Annotated in this window: 19 protein-coding genes; 13 read left to right on the plus strand and 6 right to left on the minus strand. The window is 63.9% G+C overall.

The features are described from left to right. The first annotated feature begins 17 nt into the window (after nt 1-17). Entirely contained in the window at nt 18-845 is an 828-nt protein-coding gene (locus NJLHNGOC_RS05605) for a TerB family tellurite resistance protein (protein ID WP_113595507.1), read from the plus strand. A 322-nt stretch (nt 846-1167) separates the two neighbouring features. Here NJLHNGOC_RS05605 and NJLHNGOC_RS05610 read toward each other — a convergent pair whose 3' ends face one another. After that, nucleotides 1168-2304, minus strand: a complete 1137-nt coding sequence (locus NJLHNGOC_RS05610) for an Mrp/NBP35 family ATP-binding protein (protein ID WP_113595600.1) — start codon at nt 2302-2304, stop codon at nt 1168-1170. Nucleotides 2305-2542: 238 nt separating this feature from the next. On the opposite strand from NJLHNGOC_RS05610, the gene NJLHNGOC_RS05615 reads away from it, so the two are divergent. The 5 genes from NJLHNGOC_RS05615 to NJLHNGOC_RS05635 all read left to right on the plus strand — a co-directional run bounded on the left by NJLHNGOC_RS05615 (nt 2543) and on the right by NJLHNGOC_RS05635 (nt 9011). After that, complete coding sequence (locus NJLHNGOC_RS05615) at nt 2543-3742, plus strand: OpgC family protein (protein ID WP_113595508.1); 1200 nt, start codon at nt 2543-2545, stop codon at nt 3740-3742. Between the two features lie 200 nt (nt 3743-3942). Beyond that, a complete protein-coding gene (locus NJLHNGOC_RS05620; protein WP_113595509.1) occupies nt 3943-4620 on the plus strand; it encodes an SGNH/GDSL hydrolase family protein in 678 nt (225 codons plus the stop codon). 68 nt (nt 4621-4688) lie between these two features. Beyond that, nucleotides 4689-6293 carry a DegQ family serine endoprotease gene (locus NJLHNGOC_RS05625; protein ID WP_113595510.1) on the plus strand — a complete coding sequence of 535 codons (1605 nt, stop codon included), beginning with the start codon at nt 4689-4691 and terminating at the stop codon, nt 6291-6293. Then, entirely contained in the window at nt 6293-7381 is a 1089-nt protein-coding gene (locus tag NJLHNGOC_RS05630; RefSeq protein WP_113595511.1) for an FUSC family protein, read from the plus strand. The genes NJLHNGOC_RS05625 and NJLHNGOC_RS05630 overlap by 1 nt, the downstream gene beginning before the upstream one ends. A 166-nt stretch (nt 7382-7547) precedes the next feature. After that, on the plus strand, nt 7548-9011 hold the full coding sequence (locus NJLHNGOC_RS05635; protein ID WP_113595601.1) for a mannitol dehydrogenase family protein: 1464 nt from the start codon (nt 7548-7550) through the stop codon (nt 9009-9011). A 219-nt stretch (nt 9012-9230) separates the two neighbouring features. On the opposite strand, the gene NJLHNGOC_RS05645 is transcribed toward NJLHNGOC_RS05635, so the two are convergent. Then, nucleotides 9231-9722, minus strand: coding sequence for a GNAT family N-acetyltransferase (locus NJLHNGOC_RS05645; RefSeq protein WP_113595602.1), 492 nt, complete (start codon nt 9720-9722; stop codon nt 9231-9233). 131 nt (nt 9723-9853) lie between these two features. On the opposite strand from NJLHNGOC_RS05645, the gene NJLHNGOC_RS05650 reads away from it, so the two are divergent. The 3 genes from NJLHNGOC_RS05650 (at nt 9854) to mdoH (ending at nt 14057) form a co-directional block, all read left to right on the plus strand. Continuing rightward, entirely contained in the window at nt 9854-10195 is a 342-nt protein-coding gene (locus tag NJLHNGOC_RS05650) for a winged helix-turn-helix domain-containing protein (protein WP_113595513.1), read from the plus strand. A 191-nt stretch (nt 10196-10386) separates the two neighbouring features. Next, on the plus strand, nt 10387-11871 hold the full coding sequence (locus NJLHNGOC_RS05655) for a glucan biosynthesis protein (RefSeq protein ID WP_239021366.1): 1485 nt from the start codon (nt 10387-10389) through the stop codon (nt 11869-11871). Further along, a complete protein-coding gene (mdoH, locus tag NJLHNGOC_RS05660) occupies nt 11859-14057 on the plus strand; it encodes a glucans biosynthesis glucosyltransferase MdoH (protein ID WP_113595515.1) in 2199 nt (732 codons plus the stop codon). Before NJLHNGOC_RS05655 ends, mdoH begins: the two co-directional genes overlap by 13 nt. A gap of 187 nt (nt 14058-14244) precedes the next feature. Here mdoH and NJLHNGOC_RS05665 read toward each other — a convergent pair whose 3' ends face one another. Further along, nucleotides 14245-14706 (minus strand): hypothetical protein, encoded by a 462-nt coding sequence (locus tag NJLHNGOC_RS05665; RefSeq protein ID WP_239021360.1) that lies wholly within the window; start codon nt 14704-14706, stop codon nt 14245-14247. Nucleotides 14707-14712: 6 nt separating this feature from the next. Here NJLHNGOC_RS05665 and NJLHNGOC_RS15605 point away from each other — a divergent pair, with 6 nt between their 5' ends. Both NJLHNGOC_RS15605 and NJLHNGOC_RS05670 read left to right on the plus strand, forming a co-directional pair. Then, complete coding sequence (locus NJLHNGOC_RS15605; protein ID WP_133258669.1) at nt 14713-14952, plus strand: hypothetical protein; 240 nt, start codon at nt 14713-14715, stop codon at nt 14950-14952. A 492-nt stretch (nt 14953-15444) separates the two neighbouring features. Next, a complete protein-coding gene (locus tag NJLHNGOC_RS05670; protein WP_113595517.1) occupies nt 15445-16767 on the plus strand; it encodes an MFS transporter in 1323 nt (440 codons plus the stop codon). Between the two features lie 476 nt (nt 16768-17243). Here NJLHNGOC_RS05670 and NJLHNGOC_RS05680 read toward each other — a convergent pair whose 3' ends face one another. The 3 genes from NJLHNGOC_RS05680 to NJLHNGOC_RS05690 all read right to left on the minus strand — a co-directional run bounded on the left by NJLHNGOC_RS05680 (nt 17244) and on the right by NJLHNGOC_RS05690 (nt 19401). Further along, nucleotides 17244-17513 carry a hypothetical protein gene (locus tag NJLHNGOC_RS05680; RefSeq protein WP_113595603.1) on the minus strand — a complete coding sequence of 90 codons (270 nt, stop codon included), beginning with the start codon at nt 17511-17513 and terminating at the stop codon, nt 17244-17246. A gap of 147 nt (nt 17514-17660) precedes the next feature. Further along, nucleotides 17661-18731, minus strand: a complete 1071-nt coding sequence (gene hisC / locus NJLHNGOC_RS05685) for a histidinol-phosphate transaminase (RefSeq protein ID WP_113595604.1) — start codon at nt 18729-18731, stop codon at nt 17661-17663. Between the two features lie 121 nt (nt 18732-18852). Beyond that, the gene (locus tag NJLHNGOC_RS05690) at nt 18853-19401 is read right to left on the minus strand and encodes an ankyrin repeat domain-containing protein (protein WP_113595519.1); all 549 of its coding nucleotides are present in this window, start codon (nt 19399-19401) and stop codon (nt 18853-18855) included. A gap of 629 nt (nt 19402-20030) precedes the next feature. Here NJLHNGOC_RS05690 and tkt point away from each other — a divergent pair. Both tkt and NJLHNGOC_RS05700 read left to right on the plus strand, forming a co-directional pair. After that, nucleotides 20031-22097, plus strand: coding sequence for a transketolase (gene tkt / locus NJLHNGOC_RS05695; protein ID WP_206059720.1), 2067 nt, complete (start codon nt 20031-20033; stop codon nt 22095-22097). 127 nt (nt 22098-22224) lie between these two features. After that, nucleotides 22225-25092, plus strand: coding sequence for a bifunctional transaldolase/phosoglucose isomerase (locus NJLHNGOC_RS05700; RefSeq protein ID WP_113595521.1), 2868 nt, complete (start codon nt 22225-22227; stop codon nt 25090-25092). The last annotated feature ends 31 nt before the right edge of the window (nt 25093-25123 follow it).

Here is a 25123-nt window from a genome sequence, read left to right on the forward strand (position 1 = left end):
CGTGCTAGGTTCGGCGCATGGCGATATGGGGAAAACTGTTTGGCGGTGTCGCGGGGTTCGCGGTTGGCGGTCCCGTTGGCGCCCTTGTGGGGACGGCCCTTGGGCACGCCGCCGATAACGGATCATTGCTGGAAACGCCCGCCGGGGGCTGGACCGATCGCTGGGGCGGCCGCCCCAATGCCGATCCCAATGGCGCGGCCACGTTCATGGCGGCCAAGCTTGCCGCCGCGATGGGCAAGCGCGACCAGATGTACGGGCTGGTCATCATCATCCTGTCGGCCAAGCTGGCGAAGTGTGACGGGGCGGTCAACCGTGCGGAAATCGACGCGTTCAAGCGCCGGTTCAACGTGCCCGCCGAAAACATGAAGGAGGTCGGGCGCCTGTTCGACATGGCCCGGCAGCGCACCGACGATTACGAGGCCTTTGCCCGCGAACTGGGCAAGGCATTTTCCAACCGCACCGAAATGCTGGAGGAAGGGCTTGCCTCCCTGTTCGTCATCGCGCGTGCCGATGCCGGTCCGTCGGGGGAAATCAACGCGCAGGAGGAAGAATTCCTCCGTCGTGTGCATCGCGCGTTCGGCCTGAGCCCCGGCGCGTGGGAACGCGCGAGCGAAGGACGCGCCCGCCCCGGCGTGAGCGAGGTCGATGCCTATGCCGTGCTGGGCCTGTCGCGCACCGCCAGCAATGACGAGGTGCGGGCCATGTGGCGGCGTCTGGTGCGCGAACACCATCCCGACATCCTTGCCGCCCGTGGCGCGACGGAGGCGCAGATGGCGCAGGCCGTGGCCCGCATCGCGCAGATCAACGCTGCATGGGACCGCATCAAGCGCGATCGCCGGATCTAGGGGGCGCGGTCTGCTGCCCTGATGCCGTGCGCGGTCAGGGGTTTTCGTTTCGGATTTTCCAGAAATGCACGCAATGTTTCCACATTCGCGTTGTGCACCGTGCAGGTCGGTCTTCGCTTGTCGGATCGTTCCGGGGGAAAGAAGACCCGACCACCTGTCCCGCAAATCTCGAACAGGTTTTTGGTGAAGCTTTTTTCAAAAAAGCTTCATGAAGACGCCGCCTTTTTGAAAAAAGGCGGCACCCAAAAACTTTTAAATCATAGGTTGGTTTCGGGCGATCTGTTACGCATTCCCTGCCCCACCATTGTGGGGCAGGGGGTGTTCAACTGCCGCGTTTCTTGTCCAGCAGCCTGCGCAATGCGCCGCCCACCGTATGCGCCAGCGCGCGGTACGCCTTGCCCGCCGCGCTGTCGGGGGCGGAAATGACGATGGGCGCGCCATTGTCGCCGCTGGCGCGGATATCCGCCAGCAGCGGGATTTCGCCAAGGAAGGGCACGCCGGTCTTTTCCGCCTCGGCCCGCGCGCCGCCATGCCCGAACAGTTCGGTGCGGTGGTTGCAGTTGGGGCAGCAGAAATAGGACATGTTTTCCACGATGCCCAGAACGGGAACCCGCATCCGTTCGAACATCGCGACACCGCGCCGCGCATCGAGCAGGGCGATGTCCTGCGGCGTGGAAACGATGACCGCCCCGGCCAGCGCCGTCTTCTGCGCCAGCGTCAGTTGTGCGTCGCCCGTGCCCGGCGGCATGTCCACCACCAGCACGTCAAGTTCGCCCCAGTCCACGTCCGCCAGCAGCTGCCCGATCGCGCCCATGACCATGGGGCCGCGCCAGATCATCGCCTTGCTTTCCTCCACCAGCATGCCGATCGACATCGCGGTGATGCCATGGCCATGCAGGGGCTGCAGGCGGCCTTCGCGGACTTCGGGCTGGCTGGTCATGCCCATCATGCGTGGCAGCGACGGGCCATGCACGTCCGCGTCCAGCAGGCCGACACGCAGCCCCTCCAGCCCTAGGCCTACGGCAAGATTGACCGCCGTGGTGGATTTCCCGACCCCGCCCTTGCCCGACGCCACGGCGATGACCAGTCCCACGTTGGGGGGCAGGGGCCCGGCAGGCTGTGCGCCGCCAGCTTTCGCGCCAAGGTTCAGCGGACGGTGCCCCCCGCCGCCGGGCGCGTTCGCGGGGGGCGGTGGCGCGGCGGCCGCGCGGTGGGAGGTCAGGATGACGGATGCGCCCTTCGCCCCGTCGAGGTCGCGCGTCAGCCGGGCCTCGATCCCGGCGATCAGCGGGCGGATCCGTTCGGCGCGGTCGCGGTCGGTAGCGATGGCCACATGCACCACGCCGTCGCGCACGGTCGCGGCATCCAGTGTGCCGAGGTCCAGCGCGCACGCCCCCGTGTCAGGATCGCGGACGTCGCGCAGCACCCGTTCGATTGCCGCCTGCGTTATCTGTGCCATGCTGCCCCTGTCGCGCTGAAAAAAAATGATGCAGCCGGGATATAGGGGGCGTGGCGCAATGACGGAAGGGGGCCGGACAGGCCGCCTTGTGCAAAATGCGAATGGCCGGCGCCATAAATTGGCCTTGGCGGGGGTTTTATCCATATCGTATCGGGAATGTGAAATCCGCTGTTCCCCCATCTGCCGCCGGCGGGGGGGGGACGGGGACATGCCGGAAAAGAAGAAATGGTGCGTTGCCATGACATCATATGCACAGGCATGCGGGTCCGTCGTGCCCGCGACCAGCGTGGGGGGCACAGGCGCCGCCGCGGTGGAGGCGGGTTCCGGCGTGACGGCGGGAAAGGCCGCGCCCCGGGTACGTGACCATCGCGTCGACGCCCTGCGTGGGGTCGCGCTGCTGATGATGTGCATCGATCATATCCCCCAGGACGTGCTGAACCGCTTTACCATGCGCAATGTCGGTTTTGCCGACGCGGCGGAGGTGTTCGTCCTGCTGGCGGGATATGCGTCGTGGCTGGCCTATGGCCGGGCTTTTTCGCGCCAGCCATGGATGCAGGTTGTCGAACGCCTGCTGCGGCGTTGCGGGCGGCTGTATGTGTTCCAGACGCTGATGGCGGTCGTGACGATCTTCACCATCCGGACATGGCGGCATTACTGGCCCGTGCCGGTCGATTTCCTTGAACCCGAACTGGCCCACGGGCTGGATTCGCTGTGGCGGGTGATGCTGCTGCAGGCGCTGCCGGGCAACCTCAATATCCTGCCGCTCTACATCGTGCTGCTTCTGGCGTTCGCGCCGCTGTGCTGGGTGCTGCGCCGGGTGGGGCCGTGGCCGGTCCTGGGGGCGAGTGGCGCGCTGTGGGCGGTGGTCAATTTCGACCCGTCGCTGAATTTTCCCAACTGGCTGGACCCGGACGGGTGGTATTTCGACCCGCTGGCGTGGCAGTTCCTGTTCGTGCTGGGGGCATGCGCTGCCATCCTTGCCGGGCGTCATGGCGGCAGCCTGCCGCTATCGCGGCCGCTGGCGGTGGTGTGCTGGACCTATCTTGCGTTTTCGGCGGTGGAATCGTTCCCATGGACGGGATGGGGCCTGCCGGACATGCGCCCCATGGCCACGCCATGGACGGACAAGATGGTGCTTTCCCCATTGCGGCTGCTTGATGTGCTGTGCCTGTTTTACCTCGTGCAGTCCTCCACGCTGGCGACGCGCTGGTCGCAGGGGCGGGCGGGGCAGCTGATGGCGATGTTCGGCCGCCATTCGCTGGAGGTATTCACGCTGGGGACCATCCTTGACCTGTACGGGCGGCTGATCTTCACCAACTTTGGCGTTGGCTGGGGCATGCAGGTCACGATCAACGTGGTGGGGTTCGTGCTGCTGTGGGGCATGACGCGCGAACTGGACCGCAGGCGTGCGCTGGCCCGGGCCGCGCGGCGGGCGTGAAGGGGCGTGGCCGGTTCATCGCAAAGCCATTTTCAGGCAACCTGCCGGCGTCGCGTGATTTCGAAACGGTTTCCGATTGACGTCCGTCATATCGCAAATACGTTCGGACGGGCATGGAAATGGCCGCCTGTCCCCTGCCGATGCGCAGGGGGCAGGCGCGCCGTGTTCACGCGCGCAGGGTTCATGAGGGAGGAACGGTCATGACGGACAATATTACGGCGGACGTGCTGCCGCGCCTGACGCGCATGCTGCGCGGGGGGCAGGACGTGCGCATCGTCCTGTTCGGGTCTTCCACGATCGAAGGGGTGGGGGCGAGCACGCCCGCGCATGCCCTGCCCGCCATCATGCAAAAGGTGCTGGCCCCGTTTGCGTCCGGCGGGGTGCAGGTCGTGGCCCATGGGGTGGGCGGTGATGATGCGGAGGCGATGCACGCGCGCGTCGGCGCCATGCTGGCGGACCGTCCCGATCTGATCGTCTGGCAGACCGGCAGCAACGATCCGCTCAAGGGTGATGATGTCGCGGCCTTTGTCGCGCGCACCCGCGACGACCTGGCGACGATGCGTGCGTCGGGCGCGGACGTCGTGCTGATGGACCAGCAATATTGCCCGGTCCTTGAAACCTGTCCGGCGTTTCCCGCGTTCCGCGACGCGGTGCATCATGTCGCGGCGCAGGATCATGTCCCGCTGTTCACGCGGTACGTCCGGATGAAGTCATGGTGCACGGAACTGGGTCTGAGCCCGCTGGATCTGTCGCCAGACGGGCTGCATCTGAACGATCACGGGTACCGTCTGCTGGGCGAGGCGCTGGCGGCGTGGCTTATTGAACTGACGGGGCTGCCGGGAGGTGTCGCGTCATGTTATCAGGGAGGCGGGGCGTGACATTCGCCCTGTCCGCCGCAATGGTGTAGATCCTCAGGCCCCGTCCAGATCAGGAAGCAACCTGCCACATGCCCGATCACGTTTCCGCTTTTTCCCGATCCAGCGCCGTCATGGGGATGGGGGCCGCGTTCCTGGCGATGGTAACGGCGCGGGCATATGCGCTGCCGCCTGCCGCGCCACCAGCCTTCGTCCCGTCGGCGGGCGCCCCGCATGTCACCCCCGTCAGCGACCCCGTGCGCCTGCCCGCGCCGGGCCATGACACGCCCGACAGCTTCGCCGACCTTGCCGCGCGGCTGCTGCCCGCGGTGGTCAATGTCTCCACCACCGAGATGGTCCGTCCCGGCGAAGAGGACGACGACGGGGACGAGGGCGACAGCAGCCCGCAGATCCCCAATTTCCCCGAAGGCTCCCCGTTCGAGAAGTTCTTCCACGACTTCATGAACCGCCAGAACTCCCCCAACGCGCCGCCGCGCAAGATGCAGGCGCTGGGGTCGGGCTTCATCATCGATCCCGCCGGCATCGTCGTGACCAACAACCACGTCGTGCGCAATGCCGAGCAGATTACCGTGACGCTGCAGGACAACACGGTGCTCAAGGCGCACCTGCTGGGCCATGACGACCGCACGGACCTTGCGGTGCTGAAGGTGGACAGCCCCAAACCGCTGCCGGCCGTGCCCTTTGGCGACAGCGACCATGCGCGCGTGGGGGACTGGGTGCTGGCGATCGGCAATCCCTTCGGCCTGTCGGGCACCGTCACGGCGGGCATCATCTCCTCGCGCGGGCGTAATATCGAACAGGGGCCGTACGACGATTTCATCCAGACGGACGCCCCGATCAACAAGGGCAATTCCGGCGGACCGCTGTTCAACCTGCATGGCGACGTGATCGGGATCAACACGGCTATCTTCTCCCCTTCGGGCGGGTCGATCGGGATCGGGTTCGCCATTCCCTCGGCCGAGGCGCAGGGAATCATCGAACAGCTGCGCAAGCATGGTAAGGTGTCGCGCGGGTGGATCGGCGTGCGGATTCAGGACGTGACGCAGGATATTGCCGACGGGCTTGGCCTGAAAAGCGCGCATGGCGCCCTGATTGCCGGGGTGGAGGCAAAGGGACCGGCGGCGGTCGCCCACCTGCAGACCGGCGACGTGATCCTGACCCTTGATGGCAAGGATATCGACGGGCGCGCTCTGCCCCGTCTCGTAGCGCAGCTTCCGGCGGGAAGCGTCGCGCATCTGGGCATCCTGCGCCATGACCACCCGATGAACGTCACGATCACCATCGGCGCCCTGCCTGAGGAAAAAACCGACAAGGCGGATGGCAAGCCCGCCCAGAAGGCCCCCGCCACCGGCAGCATGGCGGTCGCGGGCCTTGGCTTCACCGTCGGTGCGATCGACGATATCGCGCGCCAGAAATACAACATGGCCGAGGGGCAGAAAGGCGTTGTCGTGACGGGCGTCACCGATGACAGTCCCGCCGCAGAACGCGGGCTGCGCAATGGCGATGTCATTACCGAAGTGCAGCAGACGGCCGTCAATACTCCGGCGGAGCTGAAACACCAGATCGACCTTGTGCGCGGGCAGCACCGCCGGACCGTGCTGTTCCTGGTGCAGAACAGCGACGGCCTGCGCTGGGTGCCGTTCCCCCTGACCGAAGCAGGTGCGCATTCCGATTGATGGCGGGTCTTTCGTCCCTTTCGCTCAAGGATTCCTTCCTGCTGGCCGGGGGAACGTGGCGGCAGGTCGTGCGCATGCTGGTTTCGCTGATCGGGTCGGGCATTGTCGCGCATCTGGTCCATCTGCAGGAACCTGTCTGGGCGTTGATCACGTCCGTGGTCGTGATTACGCAAAGCCGCATGACACAGACCCTGTCGACCGGGCAGGATCAGGTGGTGGGCACCCTGATCGGGGCCAGCGCCGGGATTTCGGCCATCGCGATGGAACAGTGGCTCTACTGGCCGACGGATGTCGTGTTCTGGGTCATGCTGATGCCCGTGGCGGTTCTGGCGGCGGCGCGGCCCAAGATGCGCGTGGCGGTCATCACGCTGATGGTGGTCCTGCTGTTCCCCGGCAATGGCGCGCCGTTCGCCCGTCCGTTTGACCGTATCGCCTCGATCATGATCGGCGTGGTGGTGTCGTTCGTGGTGTCGTTCTTCGTGCTGCGCAACGGGGCGCGGCGCGAGGTGCTGCGCAATTCGGCGGCTTTGCTGCGGCAACTGTCGGACCTTTTGCAGCTGGCGCTGCACCAGCATCCGGACAATGACGCGGTTTCCGCGATTGACGATGCGTGCCGCGCGCTGCTGCAGGACCTCAATGACGGCGTGAAGGAGGCGGAGGTCGAGCATCCCGGGTCCCTCGCGCGGCATGACCCGCTGGTGCTGCGCCTGCCGGGGCTTCTGCGCCGGTTGCGCGCGGATGCGATCTTCATCGCGCGCGCCGCCGTGGAAGGGGAGGCCGCGAGCACCGGCCATCCCCTGCGCAGCGAGCGCGAAGTGCTGCAGCACGTCCTGGGGCTGATTGCCGATCGCTGCGATCAGGCCGCAAGCCGCAGCCGTCGTCACCCGCTTCCCGACGATGGGGTGGAAGACGTGCTGGCGCAGCTGCCCCAGCCGGGGACGCACTGGACCCCGGTGATGCATTTCGCCCTGGGACTGCTGCATACCGATCTGACGGTCGTCATCCGCAATGTCTGGGCCGACGGGCGCACGGACGAGGGGGCCTCGACCCTTGGTGAAGCCCACGCCACGGTCCCTACTTCCACCTGACACGGGCCGCCGGATGGCGTAAGGCCGCCCCGATGCCCTGCCCGGTGTGACATTTCATGTCACATTTCATGCCACCAATGGCGTTTTCGCGCGTTGATACGGCGTGCCCCTGTCATCGCATGATGGCGGGAGCCTGTTCATGCCAGTCAGGAGTTTGGAAAACATTATGCTGAATAAAGCGATTCTTGGAAATCTTCCCAAAGGTGTGCGTGGCCCGGCCTATGATCCGGCAACCCTTGCGCCAGGAATCGTGCATTTCGGCGTGGGCAATTTTTTTCGCGCTCATGAGGCATGGTACGTCGAACGCTGCCTTGATGCGGGCAATCCGGGTCCATGGGGCATCGTGGGCGTTGGCCTGACGTCGGGTGCGCGCAGCGAGAAGAAGGCCGAAACCTTTCGCGCGCAGGACGGGCTGTATTCCCTGACGGAGGTGGATGCCGACGGGGGACGCAGTGTCAGGGTGATCGGTGTGCTGCGTGATTACCTGCTGGCCCCGGCCGATCCGCAGGCGGTGCTGGCGCGGCTATGTGATCCCGCGACCCGTATCGTCAGTATGACCATCACCGAAGGTGGTTACAACATTGACGAGGAGACCGGCGAATTCCGCGTCGATAACCCCCGCGTGCAGGCCGACCTTGCCGATCCGGAGGTCCCATCCACCGTGTTCGGGTTCGTGGTGGAGGCCCTGCGCCGGCGTCGCGCGGCGGGAACGGGACCGTTTACGGTCATGTCCTGCGACAACTTGCGCCATAATGGCCGCGTGGCCCGTACCGCCTTTGTCGGATACGCGCGCGCCCGCGATCCCGAACTGGCGCGGTGGATCGAGGCCAACGTGACCTTTCCATGCAGCATGGTCGATCGCATTACCCCCAGCGTGGATGCGCAGACGCGCACGAACCTGAACCGCGAAAGCGGGCTGGATGACGCGCTGCCGGTACTGGCGGAGGATTTCAGCCAGTGGGTCCTCGAAGACAGTTTCTGCGCCGGTCGCCCCCCGCTGGAAAAGGCCGGGGTGGAATTCGTGCGGGACGTGACCGGATACGAGCAGGTGAAGGTGCGCATGCTCAACGCCTCGCACGTGACGCTGGGGGCGCTGGGCCTGCTGCTGGGGTATCGTTACGTCCATGACGCCATCGCGGATGAAGACCTGCGTCGTTTCATCAATGCCTATCTGCAAAAGGATGTCATGCCGCAGATCGAGGCGCCGGCAGGGCTGGATCCCGACGCCTATCGCCGCAAGGTCATCAGCCGCTTTTCCAACCGCGCCGTGGCGGACACCCTGCTGCGTATCTGCAGCGATGGCGCGTCGAAGTCACAGGTTTTCTGGACCGATACGGTGCGCCGGTCGCTGCAGTCCGGGCATGATCTGTCCCGCATCGCCTTCGGCCTTGCCGCCTATCTGGAAATGCTGCGTGGCGTCGATGAAAAGGGGGGGACCTATACCCCGCTGGAGCCGACCCTGACCGAAGGGGAGGTGGCGCTGGCCCGTGACCCTGACCTTGCCGCCGCCCTTGCGCTGCCGGCGTTCGATGGGTGGCGCGATATCCAGACGCCGCAGCTGACGCAGGCGATCGTGGCGGCGCGTCAGGCCATCCGCAGCCGTGGCGTGCGCGCCAGCCTTCCCGACTGAGCGGACCGTTCCTGCGCCGCATCCCCTTCTGGTGGGTGCGGCGCAAGGGAGAGTGCCTGAAAACAGCCCGGCTGAGAAAGTGACAGAAGTTTTTGGGTGTCGCCTTTTTTCAAAAAGGTGACGTTCCCCTGAAGCTTTTTGAAAAAAGCTTCACCAAAAACTTTTATTATGATTCAGGGTGTTATTGACCATTCCGGACTTTAAGCCCTGTCATGTCGGTCATGTGACGGGGCGTTCCATCAGGCGTGCTCCGTTCCCGTAAGAAGCCGCAAGGGTGGCGCCGTCCGGTGCGGGTGTGAAGCCACGGTGTGTCCAGAACGGTACGGCCCCGGATGTCGCGACCAGTTCCATGTGCCTGAATCCCGCCTGCCGCGCGATCCGTTCCACCAGATCCAGCGCCGTGCCGGCAGCACCCTGTCCCCGCCAGGCAGGCGCGATGGCAAGGTCATGCACGTACCAGCAGTCCGGTCGTGGCGGCAGGCCGTCCAGCAGGGTGTTCAGGCGCGGTGGCGCGCCGCGTCGCCACGGGTGGCTCAGTAAATACCCCGCCGTCGCGTCTGGCGTCGCAAGCACAAGGCAGCCCGCGGGACATAAGCACAGGCGCTGGGCAAAAACGGCGTCATCTTCGGGATAGGCAGGGTGGATCGTGCCAGCCAGCGCCTGAATCCGTGACAGGTCGGAACGGTACATGGGGCGCCATTGTGCTGTCATTTTCACCACTGTGCGTATAGACGGGACATATAATAAAACATTTCCCGGCTTTATTGGACGATATAGTCATATACCGGTTATTTCTGTCCGGAATGGCCATCCTATCCCACGGTGCAGGAGCACATGACAGAATGACGGATCTGCGTCTTACGTTACGTATTGATGCCAATGGCAAGCCCCTTCTGGGACACGGCAAGATCCGCCTGCTGGAACAGATCGAGGAAACAGGCTCCATCTCGGCGGCGGCGCGGGCCATGGGCATGTCCTATCGTCGGGCGTGGCTTCTGGTGGAATCGATGAATGGCGTTTTCGTCCGGCCGCTTGTCGCTGCGCGTCCGGGCGGCGGCGGCGGCGCGGGCCTGTCCGAGGACGGGCACAGGGTTCTGGCACTTTACAGGGAAATTGAACGGCTTTCCCGTCAGGCGGTCGAGGCGCCGCTGGCGGAAATGGCGGCGATGTGCGAGGTGCCGTGAAAAAGCCATGCCGTGATGTGTAGGAAAGAATGACCATACTGCCACCGCGCTGAAATGACGCGGGTTCGATTGATAAAGATGTCCATCGCGGCATTTGCCCGCGGCGGACCGATAATGATAATGATCGGGGAATATTTTCAGTGTTGCGACGTGATATTGTAAAAGCCGGGGCAAGCCTGTCGGTTCTTTCCATGTTCGGGGGCGTTGGCACGCTTCGCGGCGCACGGGCGGCGGATCCCGCGGGCACGACGGTTTTCGATGACACCACCGTAAGGCAGCTTGCGCATCGCCTGTCGCAGCAGGCCTATCACGCGCCTGAGGAAACATTGCCCGCCGCCATACGGGACATGAATTTCGATCAGTTCACCTCCATCGCCTATCGCCCCGAACAGGCGCTGTGGCATGGGGAGGACCTGGGCTTCGACGTGGAATTCTTCCCGCGCGGCTATCTCTACCGTCCCCGGATCGAGATGTATGAGGTCATCGACGGCAAGGCCGCGCCGGTGCCCTATTCCCCGGACCTGTTTACCTATGGCAACCCGGCGCTGCGGGTGGAGGACAGCCTCGGCTTTTCCGGGCTGCGTATCCGCGCGCCGATCAATACGCCCGGCGTGATGGAGGAATTCTGCGTCTTCCTTGGCGCGTCCTATTTCCGTGCCGTCGCCAAGGGACAGAATTATGGCCTGTCGGCGCGGGGATTCGCCGATGGCACGGGCGACCCGAAGGGCGAGGAATTTGCCCTGTTCCGCGCCTACTGGCTGGAAAAGCCGCGCTCTGGCGTGGACAGCGTGGTCGTGCATGCGCTGCTTGACAGTCCGTCGCTGACGGGGGCGTTCCGGTTCACCATCCGCCCGGGCGAGACGACGGTCTTCGATGTGCAGACCTATCTCTATCCGCGCAAGGAAATCGCCCAGTCCGGCATCGCGCCGCTGACGGGGATGTTCTATTTCGATGCGAACGACCGCAACCATGTCGATGACTGGCGGCCAGCCGCCCATGATAGCGAGGCACTGTCGATGTGGACCGGCGGCGGCCAGCAGCTGTGGCGTCCGTTGCGCAATCCGCAGGACCTGCAGTTTTCGGCGTTCGCCGATGTCCGGCCCCATGGCTTTGGCCTGATGCAGCGCAAGCGCGCCTTTACCGATTTCGAGGATCTGTCCCTCAGCTACGAAAAGCGTCCCTCGCTGTGGATCGAGCCGATCGGCGACTGGGGCGCGGGCAGCGTGGACCTTGTGGAAATTCCGACCCCCAACGAGGTCAACGACAATATCGTCGCGTTCTGGCGGCCGCGCGATACGATGACGGCGGGGCATGAATATGCCTTTACCTATCGCATGTACTGGGGATGGGACACGCCATGGCCCACCCATATGGCGCGGGTCGCCGCAACGCGCGTGGGGGCGTCCACCGATGGGTCGCATACCCGCTTCTTCGACATAGATTTCGATGGCGCGCCCTTTGAACACCTGCCGCCAAATGCGAAATTCCACCTGCAGAACCGCACTTCGGCCGGGGAGATCCGCAACGTGGTGGTCGAGCCCAATCCCGACATCCATGGCTGGCGCGCCACGTTCGAATTCGACCCGAAGGATGCCCGTATCGCCGAACTCGACTGCTCCCTGGCGAATGATCAGGGGACGGTGTCAGAGGACTGGGTCTATCGATGGACGCCGTGACGCGCGGGGCGGCTGCGGGGCATTCCGGGGTGCAGCCCACCCCGCAGCCACAGGCCGCCGCGTCGGCGGATACCTATGCCACCCTGCCGCTGCCGGCCCCGCTGGACATGCCGGTCCATCCGCTGTCGCAACTGCCGCCGGGCGGACATGCCGGCACGCCCGTTACGCAGTGGTCGGGTATCGTGGTGCGCCGGTGCCTTGTCCTTGGCGGCGCGCTGGCGCTGACGGGGTGGGCCACCTATGAAATGAACCTCGTGTTCAACGCCATCAGCGTCTCCATCGCCGGTATCGTCATGCTGGTGCTGTTCGTGGTGCTGTTCCTGTGGATCGCGCTGGCCTTTACCTCGGCGCTGGCGGGGTTTGGCTCCCTGATGACGAAGGGGGGGCTGGGGCTGGGGATCCATCGTGACGGGCCATTGCCCACGCTGCGCACGCGCACCGCACTTTTGATGCCGACCTATAACGAGGATCCGGGCCGTGTGATGGCGGGCCTGCGCGCGGTCTGCGACAGTCTGGTCGCGACGGGTCAGGCGGCGGCGTTCGACCTGTTCATCCTGTCGGACACCACGGACCCCGATGTCTGGGTGGCGGAGGAAGGGGCGTATATGGCCCTGCGCCGCGCGACAGGCGATGGCATACGCATCTATTACCGTCGGCGGGCGCAGAATATCGACCGCAAGGCCGGAAATGTCGCCGAATGGGTCCGCCGTTTCGGCGCGGCGTACGAACAGATGATCACGCTTGATGCCGACAGCGTGATGGCGGGCGACACCATCGTGCGCCTGACCGCCGCGATGGAGGCCAATCCGGGCGTCGGGCTGATCCAGTCCCTGCCGGTGATCGTCAATGGCACGACCCTGTTTGCCCGCATGCAGCAGTTCGCCGGCAGGGTGTACGGCCCGCTGATCGCCCACGGCATCGCATGGTGGCATGGGTCGGAGGGGAATTACTGGGGCCATAACGCGGTCATCCGCACCCGTGCCTTTGCCGAACAGGCCGCCCTGCCGCACCTGCCGGGGCGCAAGCCGTTTGGCGGCGCGATCATGAGCCATGATTTCGTCGAGGCCGCGCTGATGCGCCGTGGGGGATGGGCCATCCACATGGTGCCCGCCCTGATGGGATCGTATGAGGAAAGCCCCCCCTCGCTGACCGATATCGCCATCCGCGACCGGCGCTGGTGCCAGGGCAACCTGCAGCATGCCAAGGTCCTGTCGGCCCGGGGGCTGCACTGGATCAGCCGCCTGCACATGCTGATGGGGATCGGGTCGTATGTGACGTCGCCGCTGTGGCTCGTGTTCCTACTGGCGGGCATCCTCGTGTCGCTGCAGAACCGTTTTTCGCGGCCGGAATATTTTGGCGACACCAAGATCCTGTATCCCCACTGGCCCCATGTCGATCCGGTGCAGGCGCGTTTCATGTTCCTGTGCACGATGGGCATCCTGCTTGCGCCGAAAATGCTGGCCTATGTCGCGCTGCTGTTTGACGGACGGTTGCGGCGGGGATGCGGTGGCGCGGTCCGCGCCGCCCTGTCGATGGTCGTCGAAACGGTGCTGGGTGGTCTGGTCGCGCCCGTGGCGATGCTGATCCAGACGATGGGCGTCATTTCGATCCTGATGGGACGCGATTCGGGATGGAATGCGCAGCGTCGCGATGACGGGGGCGTGCCCGTCATGCAGAATGCCCGCCTGTACGCGGGCTATACCGCGTTCGGCGTCGTGCTGGGGATTGCGGCGTGGAGCGTGTCGCTGTCGCTGTTCCTGTGGATGCTGCCGGTGCTGCTGGGGCTGGTGCTTGCCATTCCGCTGGCGATCCTGACGGGGAACCGCGCCGCCGGTCAGGAACTGCGCCGCATGGGACTGCTGCTGATCCCGGAGGAGACATCACCCCCCGACGTGCTGGTGCGCGCGGTGCGCAACCTGCGTGACATGGCTGGGCATCCCATTGCCGACGCGCTGGCGACGTTGCGGTCGCACCCGGCGCTGCTGGCGCTGCATTGCGCCATGCTGCCGCCGCCGCGGCACAGGGGGGATCCGATCGACGCCAACCTTCTGGTCGGGCTGGTCAAGCTGCAGGAGGCCCCCGACCTTCAGTCGGCCCGCGCCGTGCTGAGTCCCCGCGAAAAGGCCGCCGTCCTGGGCAATGCGGAGGGACTGCGCCTGCTTGAGGCACTGCCGGCGACGGGCTGACGCCGTGTCAGGGCTGCCGGAAAACAGCCTGCCGATAAAACAACAGAAGTTTCCGGGTGTCGCCTTTTTTCAAAAAGGCGACGTTCCCCTGAAGCTTTTTTGAAGAAAAAAGCTTCACCAAAAACTTTCTTATGATCACAGGACGTCTCTCACGCGGTTTCCGGGGGAAAGGGAAACCGCGCGGGGATCAGGACCCGTCGGAAGGGGAGTTTCCTACTGGCGCGGTGACCATTTCCTCGCCTTCCGATGATCCGTCGATGGACATCAGGGCGTCCAGACTCTCACATGACTGTGAAAAACGCGCATTGGACTGGAACTGTTTGCCACCGCACAGCTTTGCGGCATCGGGAACGCAGCTTTCGGTTGCGTCCTCGTAATCCGATTCCATCACATCATGGGCCAGTGACATGTCCGGGTCGCGGGTGTTGCTCTCGCTCGATTTCTGGATGACGGCCTGCATCTTGTGCAGTTCCTCGAGTTTTTCGATGCAGCTCTTGCTTGCGGCGTCCGGCTTGAACTGCAGCACGTCCATCGCGCGCTGCACCTTCTGGGTGGCAAGCGTCTCCGCCATTGCCGGCGCGGACAGGTACGCAGGCAGGAGGGCAAGAACGGAAACCGTGGGGAAAACGAGACGGGTGAAGAGGCTCACTTTGGAATGTTCCATGACCTGGTGCCCCCTTGGGTGGTGGCGACATTCGAAAAAACGGGACTTTCGCCGTGGCATGCGGCCTGTCGGCACGGCGAAATGGGCGCGGCCAGAGTATGCCAGCAAGGCATGACGGGGAAAAGATGTGTCGATGTCTCAATGTATGTCAAAAAAATCCTTGTGGAATCAGCAACAAATAACAATTGCGCCAAAAATTTGAAATTTGCTTACATTCTGATGTTCTTTTGAGTATAAAATCAGCCACTCGATATATTGCGTTGCCTGAAACCGGGAGGTGCACAGACATATGGCCCTGCAGAATCGTTCGGTATCGTAATGATTTTGCACATCTTAAAAATTTATGGTCCATCCGTCCCTTCATGAAGGCGAATTTTCGCCCCTGATACAGGTGAGGACGAATACGATGACTGTCACATATCATGTCTGATGCCGATATCGTGACCCGTATTTCAGGCCGTGATGGACGACATGACAACGGCTGGCAATGAACCGCAAATCGCCCGGACATGGTGCATCCGTGTGGCGGGGCTTTCGGCTTGCGGCGTTCTTCCGCCCGTGCGTGCGGGCGCATCTTGCGTAACCGCGCTTTTTTTACCTGAGGTTCCACGATCGAAACCCGGCATGCCGGGGCATCGTGGACGCAGTCCGCATCGATGCTCCGCAATGAGGCGGAGCCCCTCAATCTGATGTTGGCTGCCTGTGAAAGAGGAGTATCTCCCCTTGAAACAGACAGACGTTCTGTCCCAACGAACTTCGTTTGCTGACAAGCTCGGCATACCCACGCCCCTGTTCTGGGGGTTCGTCGGCCTGCTGTTCTTCATGATCGGTGACGGCGTGGAGGCAGGCTATCTTGCGCCGTATCTTGAAGGGCAGGGCATATCGTCGCGTGACACCGCGCTGCTCTTCACGATTTATGGAGTGACTGTTTCCATCTCCTCATGGGTGTCGGGCCCGCTGTCCGACCTGTGGGGACCCAAGCGGGTCATGTGGATCGGCCTTGCGATCTGGGCCGTGTTCGAGGTTGCGTTCCTGTCGATGGGTGTCGCGACCAACAGCTATTCCATCATGCTGGCGGCCTATACGATGCGTGGCTTCGGCTATCCGCTGTTCACGTATGGCTTCCTTGTCTGGATCGCCGCGGCCACGCCGCGCCATCAGCTGGGTTCGGCCGCAGGCTGGTTCTGGTTCGCCTTCTCCGGCGGGCTGCCCACGCTGGGGTCGCTGTTTGCCAGTTTCGCCATCCCCGTGATCGGGGAAATGATGACGTTCTGGAGTTCGCTGGTGCTGGTGCTGTTCGGCGGCCTGCTTGCGCTGCTGATGACGCGTGAGCCGACGGGCAGCAAGCGCCTTGCCCCCCCGGGCACGGCGGCGGGCACGATCTTCTTCAGCTCCGTCAGCATCCTGTGGCGTGAACCCAAGACGTTCATCGCCATGATCGTGCGCATCATCGACACGGCGTCGGAATATGCGTTCCTGGTCATCATGCCGGCGTTCTTCACCAAGGTCATCGGCTTCTCGCTATCGCAGTGGCTGCAGCTGCTGTCGATCATCTTCCTGGCGAACATCCTGGTGAACCTTGTCTCGGGCATGATGGCTGACCGTCTTGGCCATCGTTCGGTCGTCGCCATCGGTGGCGGTGTCGGTGCCGCCATCACGGTGCTGCTGTTCTACTATGTGCCGCTGATGTTCCCCGGCAACTTTGCCATCGCGGCGGCCATGGGCGCGCTGTATGGCGCGACGGTTGCGGCTTTCGTCCCGCTGTCGGGCCTGATGCCGCAGATCTGCCCCAAGGAAAAGGCGGCGGCGCTGTCCGCGCTGGGCCTTGGCGCGGGTGCCAGCACATGGGTTGGCCCGGCCGTGGTCACGTGGTTCGAATCCTGGCATGGGATCGAGGGGATCATCTGGATCTTCTCCGGCCTGTATCTGCTGTCCGCGCTGCTGACCATCACGCTGACGATTTCGCCTGAGGCGCGTCGTTACATGGACGAAGCCGCAGCCCGTGGCGACATTGCCGAGGAACTGGCTGCCGCCGACCATCACTAAAAGGTATCCGGGGTTTCCCCGCGCCAGCCGGTGCGGGGAAGGTCCTGACCATAAAAAAGCGCGGACCCGCCTGGCAGGTCCGCGCTTTTTTATATGGGATGGCGTTGGGTGAGGGTGAGCGTTGGGAACGGCTTGAAAACAACAAAAGTTTTTGGGTGTCGCCTTTTTTCAAAAAGGCGACGTTTCCTGAAGCTTTTTGAAAAAAGCTTCACCAAAAACTTTTATGATTTCAGGATATTATCAGGCCTGTCGTTTCAGGCAGTCTTTAGTCGTTGAAATGTGCCCCTTCAAAGGGACGGGGAGGTTTCGGATTCTACCCGGACCTGACAGGCCCCTGCGCCCAGGTTCGTTGATGTATGGTGGTTTCCAAAGGTCTGTGACCTTTGGCGGGTTTCAGGGCAGAGCCCTGAGGTTTGCCGCCGGCATTTGATGGCAACAGGATCCTTGGAAAACGTTTCTGGACCCTGGCCCCCCGTTCAGCCCCGTTCGGGGCGACGGCGGGGGGAACGTGAAGGCGCGCGATCGCCGGCGTCACGCCCCTTGGCGGGTGCCTTCATCGCCGGGGCGGCGGCCAGTTCGGCCTCAAGCTGGCGGATGCGTTTCTGCACACTTTCGCGCAGGGAGGCCGCCGTATGCGATTTCATGTTCGCAAGGGTTTCGCGCAGATCGCGCAGCTGCTTCTGCTTTTCCGCCAGCGAACGGCGGATGGGCTGGTTGTCGGACATCTGTCCGTGGAATGCACGCATGATGATAATCCATTCGAATGGAAAACAAGACGTCTGTTCAGGCAGGATGGAAAGGGCACGCACGCCCCCATGCCCACAAAGGGACATCCCCCGTGGGCCATGACAGCGATAACCGTTCAGCCGGACCTGATGGCGCGTATGGGCGGCTCAGGCGCGGTGTGTGGCCGTGATGTCAGCCAGCGCGTCACACAGCGCCTGACATTCGGCCTCGGTCCCGATGGTGATACGGAGCCATTGGGCGATTCGGGGCGTCCTGAAATGACGCACGATGATCGCCCGTTCCCGCAGGTTCTGGGCCAGAGCCAGCGCGTCATGGTCAGGATGGCGCGCGAATACGAAATTCGCGCATGAGGGCAGAACCTCGAACCCCATCTTTCCCAGGCTGTCTGTCAGCCTGTCGCGCGATCTTATGACCCGTGCACGTATATTGGCAAGCCATTCCCGATCTTCAATGGCGGCGATCGCCCCGGCCTGCGCCAGCCGGTCGAGGGGATAGGAATTGAAACTGTCCTTGACCCGGTTCAGCGCCTCGATCAGGTCGGGATGCCCCACGGCGTAACCGACACGCAGCCCCGCCAGCGCGCTGGATTTGGACAGGGTGCGCACCACCAGCAGGTTGTCGTGGCGCGCCGTCAGGCCGATCGCGCTTTCCCCCCCGAAATCGACATACGCCTCGTCCACCACGATCACCTGGTCGCGATGGTGGGTCAGCAGGGCCTCGATATCCGCCAGCCCCAGCGCCATGCCGGTGGGGGCGTTCGGGTTGGGCAGGATGATGCCGCCGCACGGGCGCATGTAATCCGCCACATTGACGCGCATCCCGTCATCCAGCGGCACGGTCTGGGCCGTAATCTCATACAGGCCGCAATAGACGGGATAGAAGCTGTAGGAAATGTCGGGGAACAGCAGCGGCCGCTCATGCCTGAGCAGCGCCTGGAACGTATGGGCCAGCACCTCGTCCGAGCCATTGCCGACAAAGACATGCTCAGCCGGGACGTCATGCGCGCGCCCGATCGCCTGGCGCAGGGCCAGCGCGGACGGGTCGGGATACAGGCGCAGCGTGTCGTCCGTCGCCGCCCGGATGGCCGCCAGCGCCCGGGGGGACGGACCATAGGGGGATTCGTTGGTGTTGAGCTTGATGAGGTTGGTCATTCGCGGCTGTTCCCCCGGCACGTAGGGGGTCAGGCGATGGACGACGGGACTCCAGAAACGGCTCATTGCATTGGGGTTCCACTGAAACGCGAACTGTGTCGGCATGCGGGGCCGGCATGCAGGCGCATGCTGACGGATGACAGGAAAATGAAAAGGGGAAAAAGACCCGAAAAAACGGACGGACGGATCAGCCCTCTGCCGCCTTGGCCCCCATCAGTGCGAGCAGTTCGGTATTGCCCTGCCGGGTGGCGAGCATGCGCGCGCTGACCCCTTCGCCATCGCGCAGGTCGGGATCGGCCCCGTGTTCCAGCAGCAGGGCGACCATCGGGTCGCGGTTGAACATGACCGCGAAGATCAGCGGCGTGCGGCCGACCCCGTTGGGGATGTCGATTTTCGCCCCGTGCGCGATCAGGGTGCGCGCGCTGGGCAGGTCGCCCTTGAACGCCACGCCCGCCAGGGCCGTGGCACCCTTCTGGTCCTGAAGGTCGGGCGCCGCCCCCCCTTCGAGCAGGGCGCGCACCGTATCGGCATGTCCGTTGTAACCGGCCAGGATCAGCGCGGTATATCCCTTGTCATTACGGACATCGGGGTCGATTCCCGCCCGCAGGAATTCCCTGACCAGGTCCGTTTCCCCGTCACGCGCCGCCGACAGGAACAGATCCGCGATCTGGGTGGTCGTGAAGGTCTGTTCCGATGCGGTCGCGGCGGGGTCGCCGCTGGCGATTGTCTTGGTCATGGGCCTGCCTCGCGTGCGGGGTTGAAACATGGGGCGGAGCCGCCGTTGCGACGCGCGGGTCGCGTCGCGCCTGCATGGGTGCGTGCGGCGTCGCATGATGATTACGCAATGCCGGGACCCTTCGCAAGAAGCGGGCCGCCCTCCTTTTGTGTCCAGACCACGGGGTCATGTCATTTTCGTGGCCCCCGGAACGCGCCATGGCTTCGTGACGGGAGCCTTGCGCCATGGCGGTCGTTACGATCAGGCATCAGGGGGTCGAGCAGTCGTGATTCAGCAAGGCTGGCATCGCGCGCGGTTCGGGCCTTCAATACGGGGGCTGTCGTGCCGGATGTGGTGGCTTGTTCCCATAAGGTGGTCATGAGATTGTGCGTAAAACGGTTGCCCCATCAACCGTTTCGGACAGGCCCCGGCATATCGCGCCCATGCCGCGCCCCTGATGGGCGCGTGCCGGGACGCCGGCGCCTGTTACGTGATGTGCGTTTTGTCGAAGTGTCAGGATGCCGGTGGATCTGCCGCCGGTCCCGATTTCATCAGGCATGTTGCGGATCGGGGCAGTCAGGATGAAGGAGAGTGGTTTTATGCATTCATTGTTTCCCTGTCCCGCAAGGGCACCAGAAGGTGGCGGCAGCATGCCCGCCAACATTGACACGCTGTGCATCAACACGATCCGCACGCTGTCCATGGATGCGGTGCAGAAGGCCAATTCGGGCCATCCGGGCACGGCCATGGCGCTTGCGCCGCCGGCCTATACCCTGTGGCGCGATGTCCTGAACTATGACCCGGCCAACCCGCTGTGGCCGAACCGCGACCGTTTCGTCCTGTCGATCGGCCACGCGTCGATGCTGCTGTATTCGCTGATCTACCTCGCGGGGGTCCGCGACCTGAAGGACGGCAAGGTGATCGACGCGCCGTCGCTGACGATCAAGGATATCGAGCAGTTCCGTCAGCTTGATTCCCGCACGCCGGGCCATCCCGAACATGGCCATACCAGCGGCGTGGAAACCACGACCGGCCCGCTGGGCCAGGGCTGCGGCAATTCCGTCGGCATGGCGATCGCGGAAAAATGGCTGGCGACGCGCTTCAACAAGCCGGAATTCAAGCTGTTCGACTATCACATCTATACGTTCTGCGGTGATGGCGACAACATGGAAGGCATCTCCAGCGAGGCGGCATCCGTAGCCGGTCACCTCAAGCTGGGGAACCTGACATGGATCTACGACAGCAACCGCATTTCCATCGAGGGTGACACCCACATCGCCTTTACCGAGAACGTGCACAAGCGTTTCGAGGCCTATGGTTGGCACGTGCTCGAACTGCGCGACGCCAACGACACGGGCGATTTCCGCCGCCTGCTGGAAGAGGCCAAGGCCGAGACGTCGCGCCCGACGCTGATCATCGTGCATTCGATCATTGGCTGGGGTTCGCCGCACAAGGCCGGCACGGCGGAGGCCCACGGTTCGCCGCTGGGTGTCGAGGAAGTGCGCGAGACCAAGAAATTCTATGGCTGGCCGGAAGACAAGAACTTCTATGTCCCCGACGGCGTGCCGGAACATTTCCGCCAGGGGATCGCCACGCGCGGCGCCGCGGCGAGCAAGGCGTGGTACGAACTGTTCGCGGGCTATCGCAAGGAATATCCCGAACTCGCGGCCCAGCTCGACAGCATCTTCGCGGGCAGCCTGCCCGAAGGGTGGGACAAGGACATCGCGACCTTCCCCGCCGATGCGAAGGGCATCGCCTCGCGCGCAAGCTCGGCCAAGGTGCTCAACCAGGTGGCCCTCAACTATCCGTGGATGATCGGCGGGTCGGCGGACCTTTCGCCCTCCACCAAGACGCACCTGACGTTCGAGGGCGCGGGCGATTTCCAGCCGCCGGAATGGGGGGCGACCTATGGCGGACGCAACCTGCATTTCGGTGTGCGCGAACACGCGATGGGATCGATCTGCAACGGCATCGCGCTGGCGGGGCTGCGGCCCTACTGCTCGGGCTTCCTGATCTTCTCCGACTACATGAAGCCGCCGATCCGCCTGTCGGCGCTGATGAAGCTTCCGGTCGTCTATATCTTCACCCATGACTCCATTGGCGTGGGCGAGGATGGACCGACCCATCAGCCGATCGAGCAGCTGGCGCAGCTGCGGGCGACGCCGGGCGTCACCCTGATCCGTCCGTCCGACGCGAACGAGGTGGCCGAGGCATGGCGCACCCTGGTTCCGATGATGGACCGCCCGTCCGTGCTGGTGCTGAGCCGCCAGAACCTGCCGACCATCTGCCGCAAGACCTATGCGCCTGCGTCGGGGCTGGCAAAAGGGGCCTATGTCCTTGCGGATGCCGACGGGAAGCCCGATGTCATTCTTATGGCAACAGGCAGCGAGGTCGGTCTGGTGGTAAAGGCGTACGAACAGCTCAAGGCCGAAGGGGTAAAGGCGCGCGTCGTCTCGATGCCGTCGTGGGACCTGTTCGAGGCCCAGCCCAAATCCTATCGCGACAGCGTGCTGCCGCCCGACGTCACGGCCCGCGTGGCGGTGGAGCAGGCGGCCCAGCTGGGATGGGACCGTTATGTCGGGCTGACGGGCGCGACCATCGTCATGCACACGTTCGGCGCTTCCGCCCCGGCGGAACAGCTGGAGGTGAAGTTCGGCTTTACCGTTGATGCGGTGGTGGCCGAAGCCCGCAAACAGCTCGCCACCAGGGCGTCATAGACTGTCATTTACAACGGAACAGGGCCCTGATGTGGCCCTGTTCTGGTTTTGTCAGGATCAGGCGGGTGATTGTCGCGGCACAGGCCGCGCGATCGACCCGCCCATGAAAAGAAGGGAATGCACAGAGATGAGTGTGCACGAAACAGGCCGGGACGGCGCGGAAAATCCGTTAAAGCAGCTGGCGAAGTATGGACAGTCGCCATGGCTGGACTTCATCCAGCGTTCCTATACCGCCGACGGCAGCCTGAAGAAACTGGTGGACGAGGACGGGCTGAAGGGCGTGACCTCCAACCCCTCCATCTTCCAGAAGGCGATGGGGCAGGGCACGGATTACGATCCGCAGATCCGCTCCATCCTTGAACACAAGATCGTTGACGCGGGCACGCTGTACGAACTGCTGGCGATCGAGGATATCTGCAACGCCGCCAAGGTCCTGTACCCCGTCTATGAAGAGACCAGGGGCGTCGATGGCTATGTCAGCCTCGAGGTCTCTCCCTACCTTGCCCGCGACACGCAGGGCACCATCAACGAGGCCCGGCGCCTGTGGAAGGCGGTGGATGCCGCCAACCTGATGATCAAGATCCCCGGCACCGATCAGGGCGCGCCCGCCGTGCGCACCGCGATTTCCGAAGGGATCAACGTCAACGTCACGCTCCTCTTCTCCATCGAGGCGTACAAGAAGGTCCTCGAGGCCTATATCGCGGGGCTTGAGGACCGTCTGGCGAAAGGAGAGAGCATTTCCGGCCTCGCCAGCGTCGCCTCCTTCTTCGTCAGCCGCATTGACGTGAAGATCGATGGCGAAATCGACCGCCGCGTCGCCGCGGGCGACAAGGATGCCGCCGCGCTGAAGGCGCTGCGTGGCAAGGTTGCCATCGCGAACGCCAAGGCCGCCTATGAATACTGGCAGGGCGTGGTCAAGAGCGCGCGCTGGCAGAAGCTGGCGGCGGCGGGCGCGCGTCCGCAGCGCCTGCTGTGGGCCAGCACGGGCACGAAGGACAAGTCCTTCAGCGACGTGCTGTATGTCGATGCCCTGATTGGCGAGGAAACGGTCAACACCATCCCGCCCAAGACGTTCGACGCCTTCCGCGACCATGGCAAGGTGGCCCCGACCCTGACCCATGACATCAAGGGCGCGCATCATGTCCTGGCGGAGGCAAAGCGCCTTGGCCTCGACCTTGACGGCGTGACCACCGTGCTGGTGGACGAGGGCGTGCAGTCGTTCGCGGACGCGTTTGACGAACTGCTGGGTTCGGTCGCGGCGAAGCAGGCGGCGTTCGTGGGCAAGAAGATCACGACCACCACGCTGAACCTGCCGGCCGAGCTTGATGCGGCCGTCAAGGCGGAGCTTGAGGAATGGCGCAAGGATGGCAAGGTCCGCCGCCTGTGGAATGGGGACGCCACCCTGTGGACCGGCAAGGACGAGGCAAGCTGGCTGAAATGGCTGTCGATCGTTGACGACCAGCTGGCTGCCCTGTCGAAGTTCGAGGAATTCCAGGCCGAGGTGAAGGCGCGCGGCTTCCGCGATGCGCTGCTGCTGGGCATGGGGGGATCGAGCCTCGGGCCGGAAGTCCTGTCCGTGACGTTCGGCAAGCACGAGGGCTTCCCCCACCTGTATGTCCTCGACAGCACCGATCCGCAGCAGGTCAAGGCGTTCGAGGACAAGATCGACATTTCCAAGACGCTGTTCATCGTTTCGTCCAAGTCGGGCGGTACGCTGGAGCCCAATATCCTGAAGGCCTATTTCTATGACCAGGCGAAGAAGGTGCTGGGCGACAAGGTCGGTTCGCATTTCATCGCCGTGACCGATCCGGGGTCGCACATGGAAGCCGTGGCAAAGCGCGACGGGTTCTGGAAGACCTTCTATGGCGAAAAGCAGATCGGCGGACGTTATTCCGTCCTGTCCGATTTCGGCATCGTGCCTGCCGCCGTCGCGGGCCTGCCGCTGCGGCTTCTGCTGGAATCGGCGCTGCGGGGTGAAAAGTCGTGCGCGGCCTCGGTCCCGCCGGCGCAGAATCCCGGCGTCATCCTCGGCAGCGTGCTGGGGGTCGCGGCAAAGTCGTTCGGGCGTGACAAGGTGACGATCCTTGCCTCCCCCGCGATTTACGACATGGGCGCGTGGCTGGAGCAGCTGCTTGCGGAATCGACGGGCAAGAACGGTCGCGGGCTGATCCCTATTGACGACGAAACGGCGGGTCCGGCCTCCGTCTATGGCAAGGATCGCGTGTTCATCTACCTGCGTCTGGCGGAAAAGCCGTGCGAGAAGCAGGACGCGGCGTTCAAGGCCCTGATCGCGGCGGGTGAGCCGGTCGTGACCATCGAGCTGCATGAAAAGCGCCAGATCGTCGAGGAATTCTTCCGCTGGGAATTCGCGACGGCGGTCGCGGGCTCGATCATCGGCATCAACGCCTTTGACCAGCCGGATGTCGAGGCCTCGAAGATCGAGACCAAGAAGATCACCACCGCCTATAACGAAACCGGCAAGCTGCCGCCGTACGAACCCTTCGCCAAGGACGGAACGTTCGCGTTCTATGCCGATCCGAAGAACGCGGCCGCGCTGAAGGGCGGCAAGACGGCGGAGGAAATCCTCAAGGCGCATTTCGCCCGTGGCAAGGCCGGGGATTATGTCGCCCTGCTGGCCTATATCGAACGTGACACGGCGACGCGCGAATGGATCCAGACGGTGCGCCTGTCGATCCGCGATGCGCTGAAGCTGGCGACGGCGGCCGAATTCGGCCCGCGTTTCCAGCATTCCACCGGCCAGGCCTACAAGGGCGGTCCCGACACGGGCGTGTTCCTGCAGATCACCTGCGACGATGCGATCAACCTGCCGGTTCCGGGGGAAAAATACACCTTTGGCATCGTCAAGGAAGCGCAGGCGCGCGGCGACCTGGAGGTCCTTGGCGAACGCGGCCGCCGTGCCCTGCGGGTGCACATTCATGGCGGGCTGAAGGCCGGGCTTGAAAAACTGGGACAGATCATAAAGGCCGCGGTCTGATCCACCGCAATGCGCCGCCCCGCCATTGATG

The organism is Novacetimonas cocois, assembly GCF_003311635.1.
GTDB classification, from domain to species: domain Bacteria; phylum Pseudomonadota; class Alphaproteobacteria; order Acetobacterales; family Acetobacteraceae; genus Novacetimonas; species Novacetimonas cocois.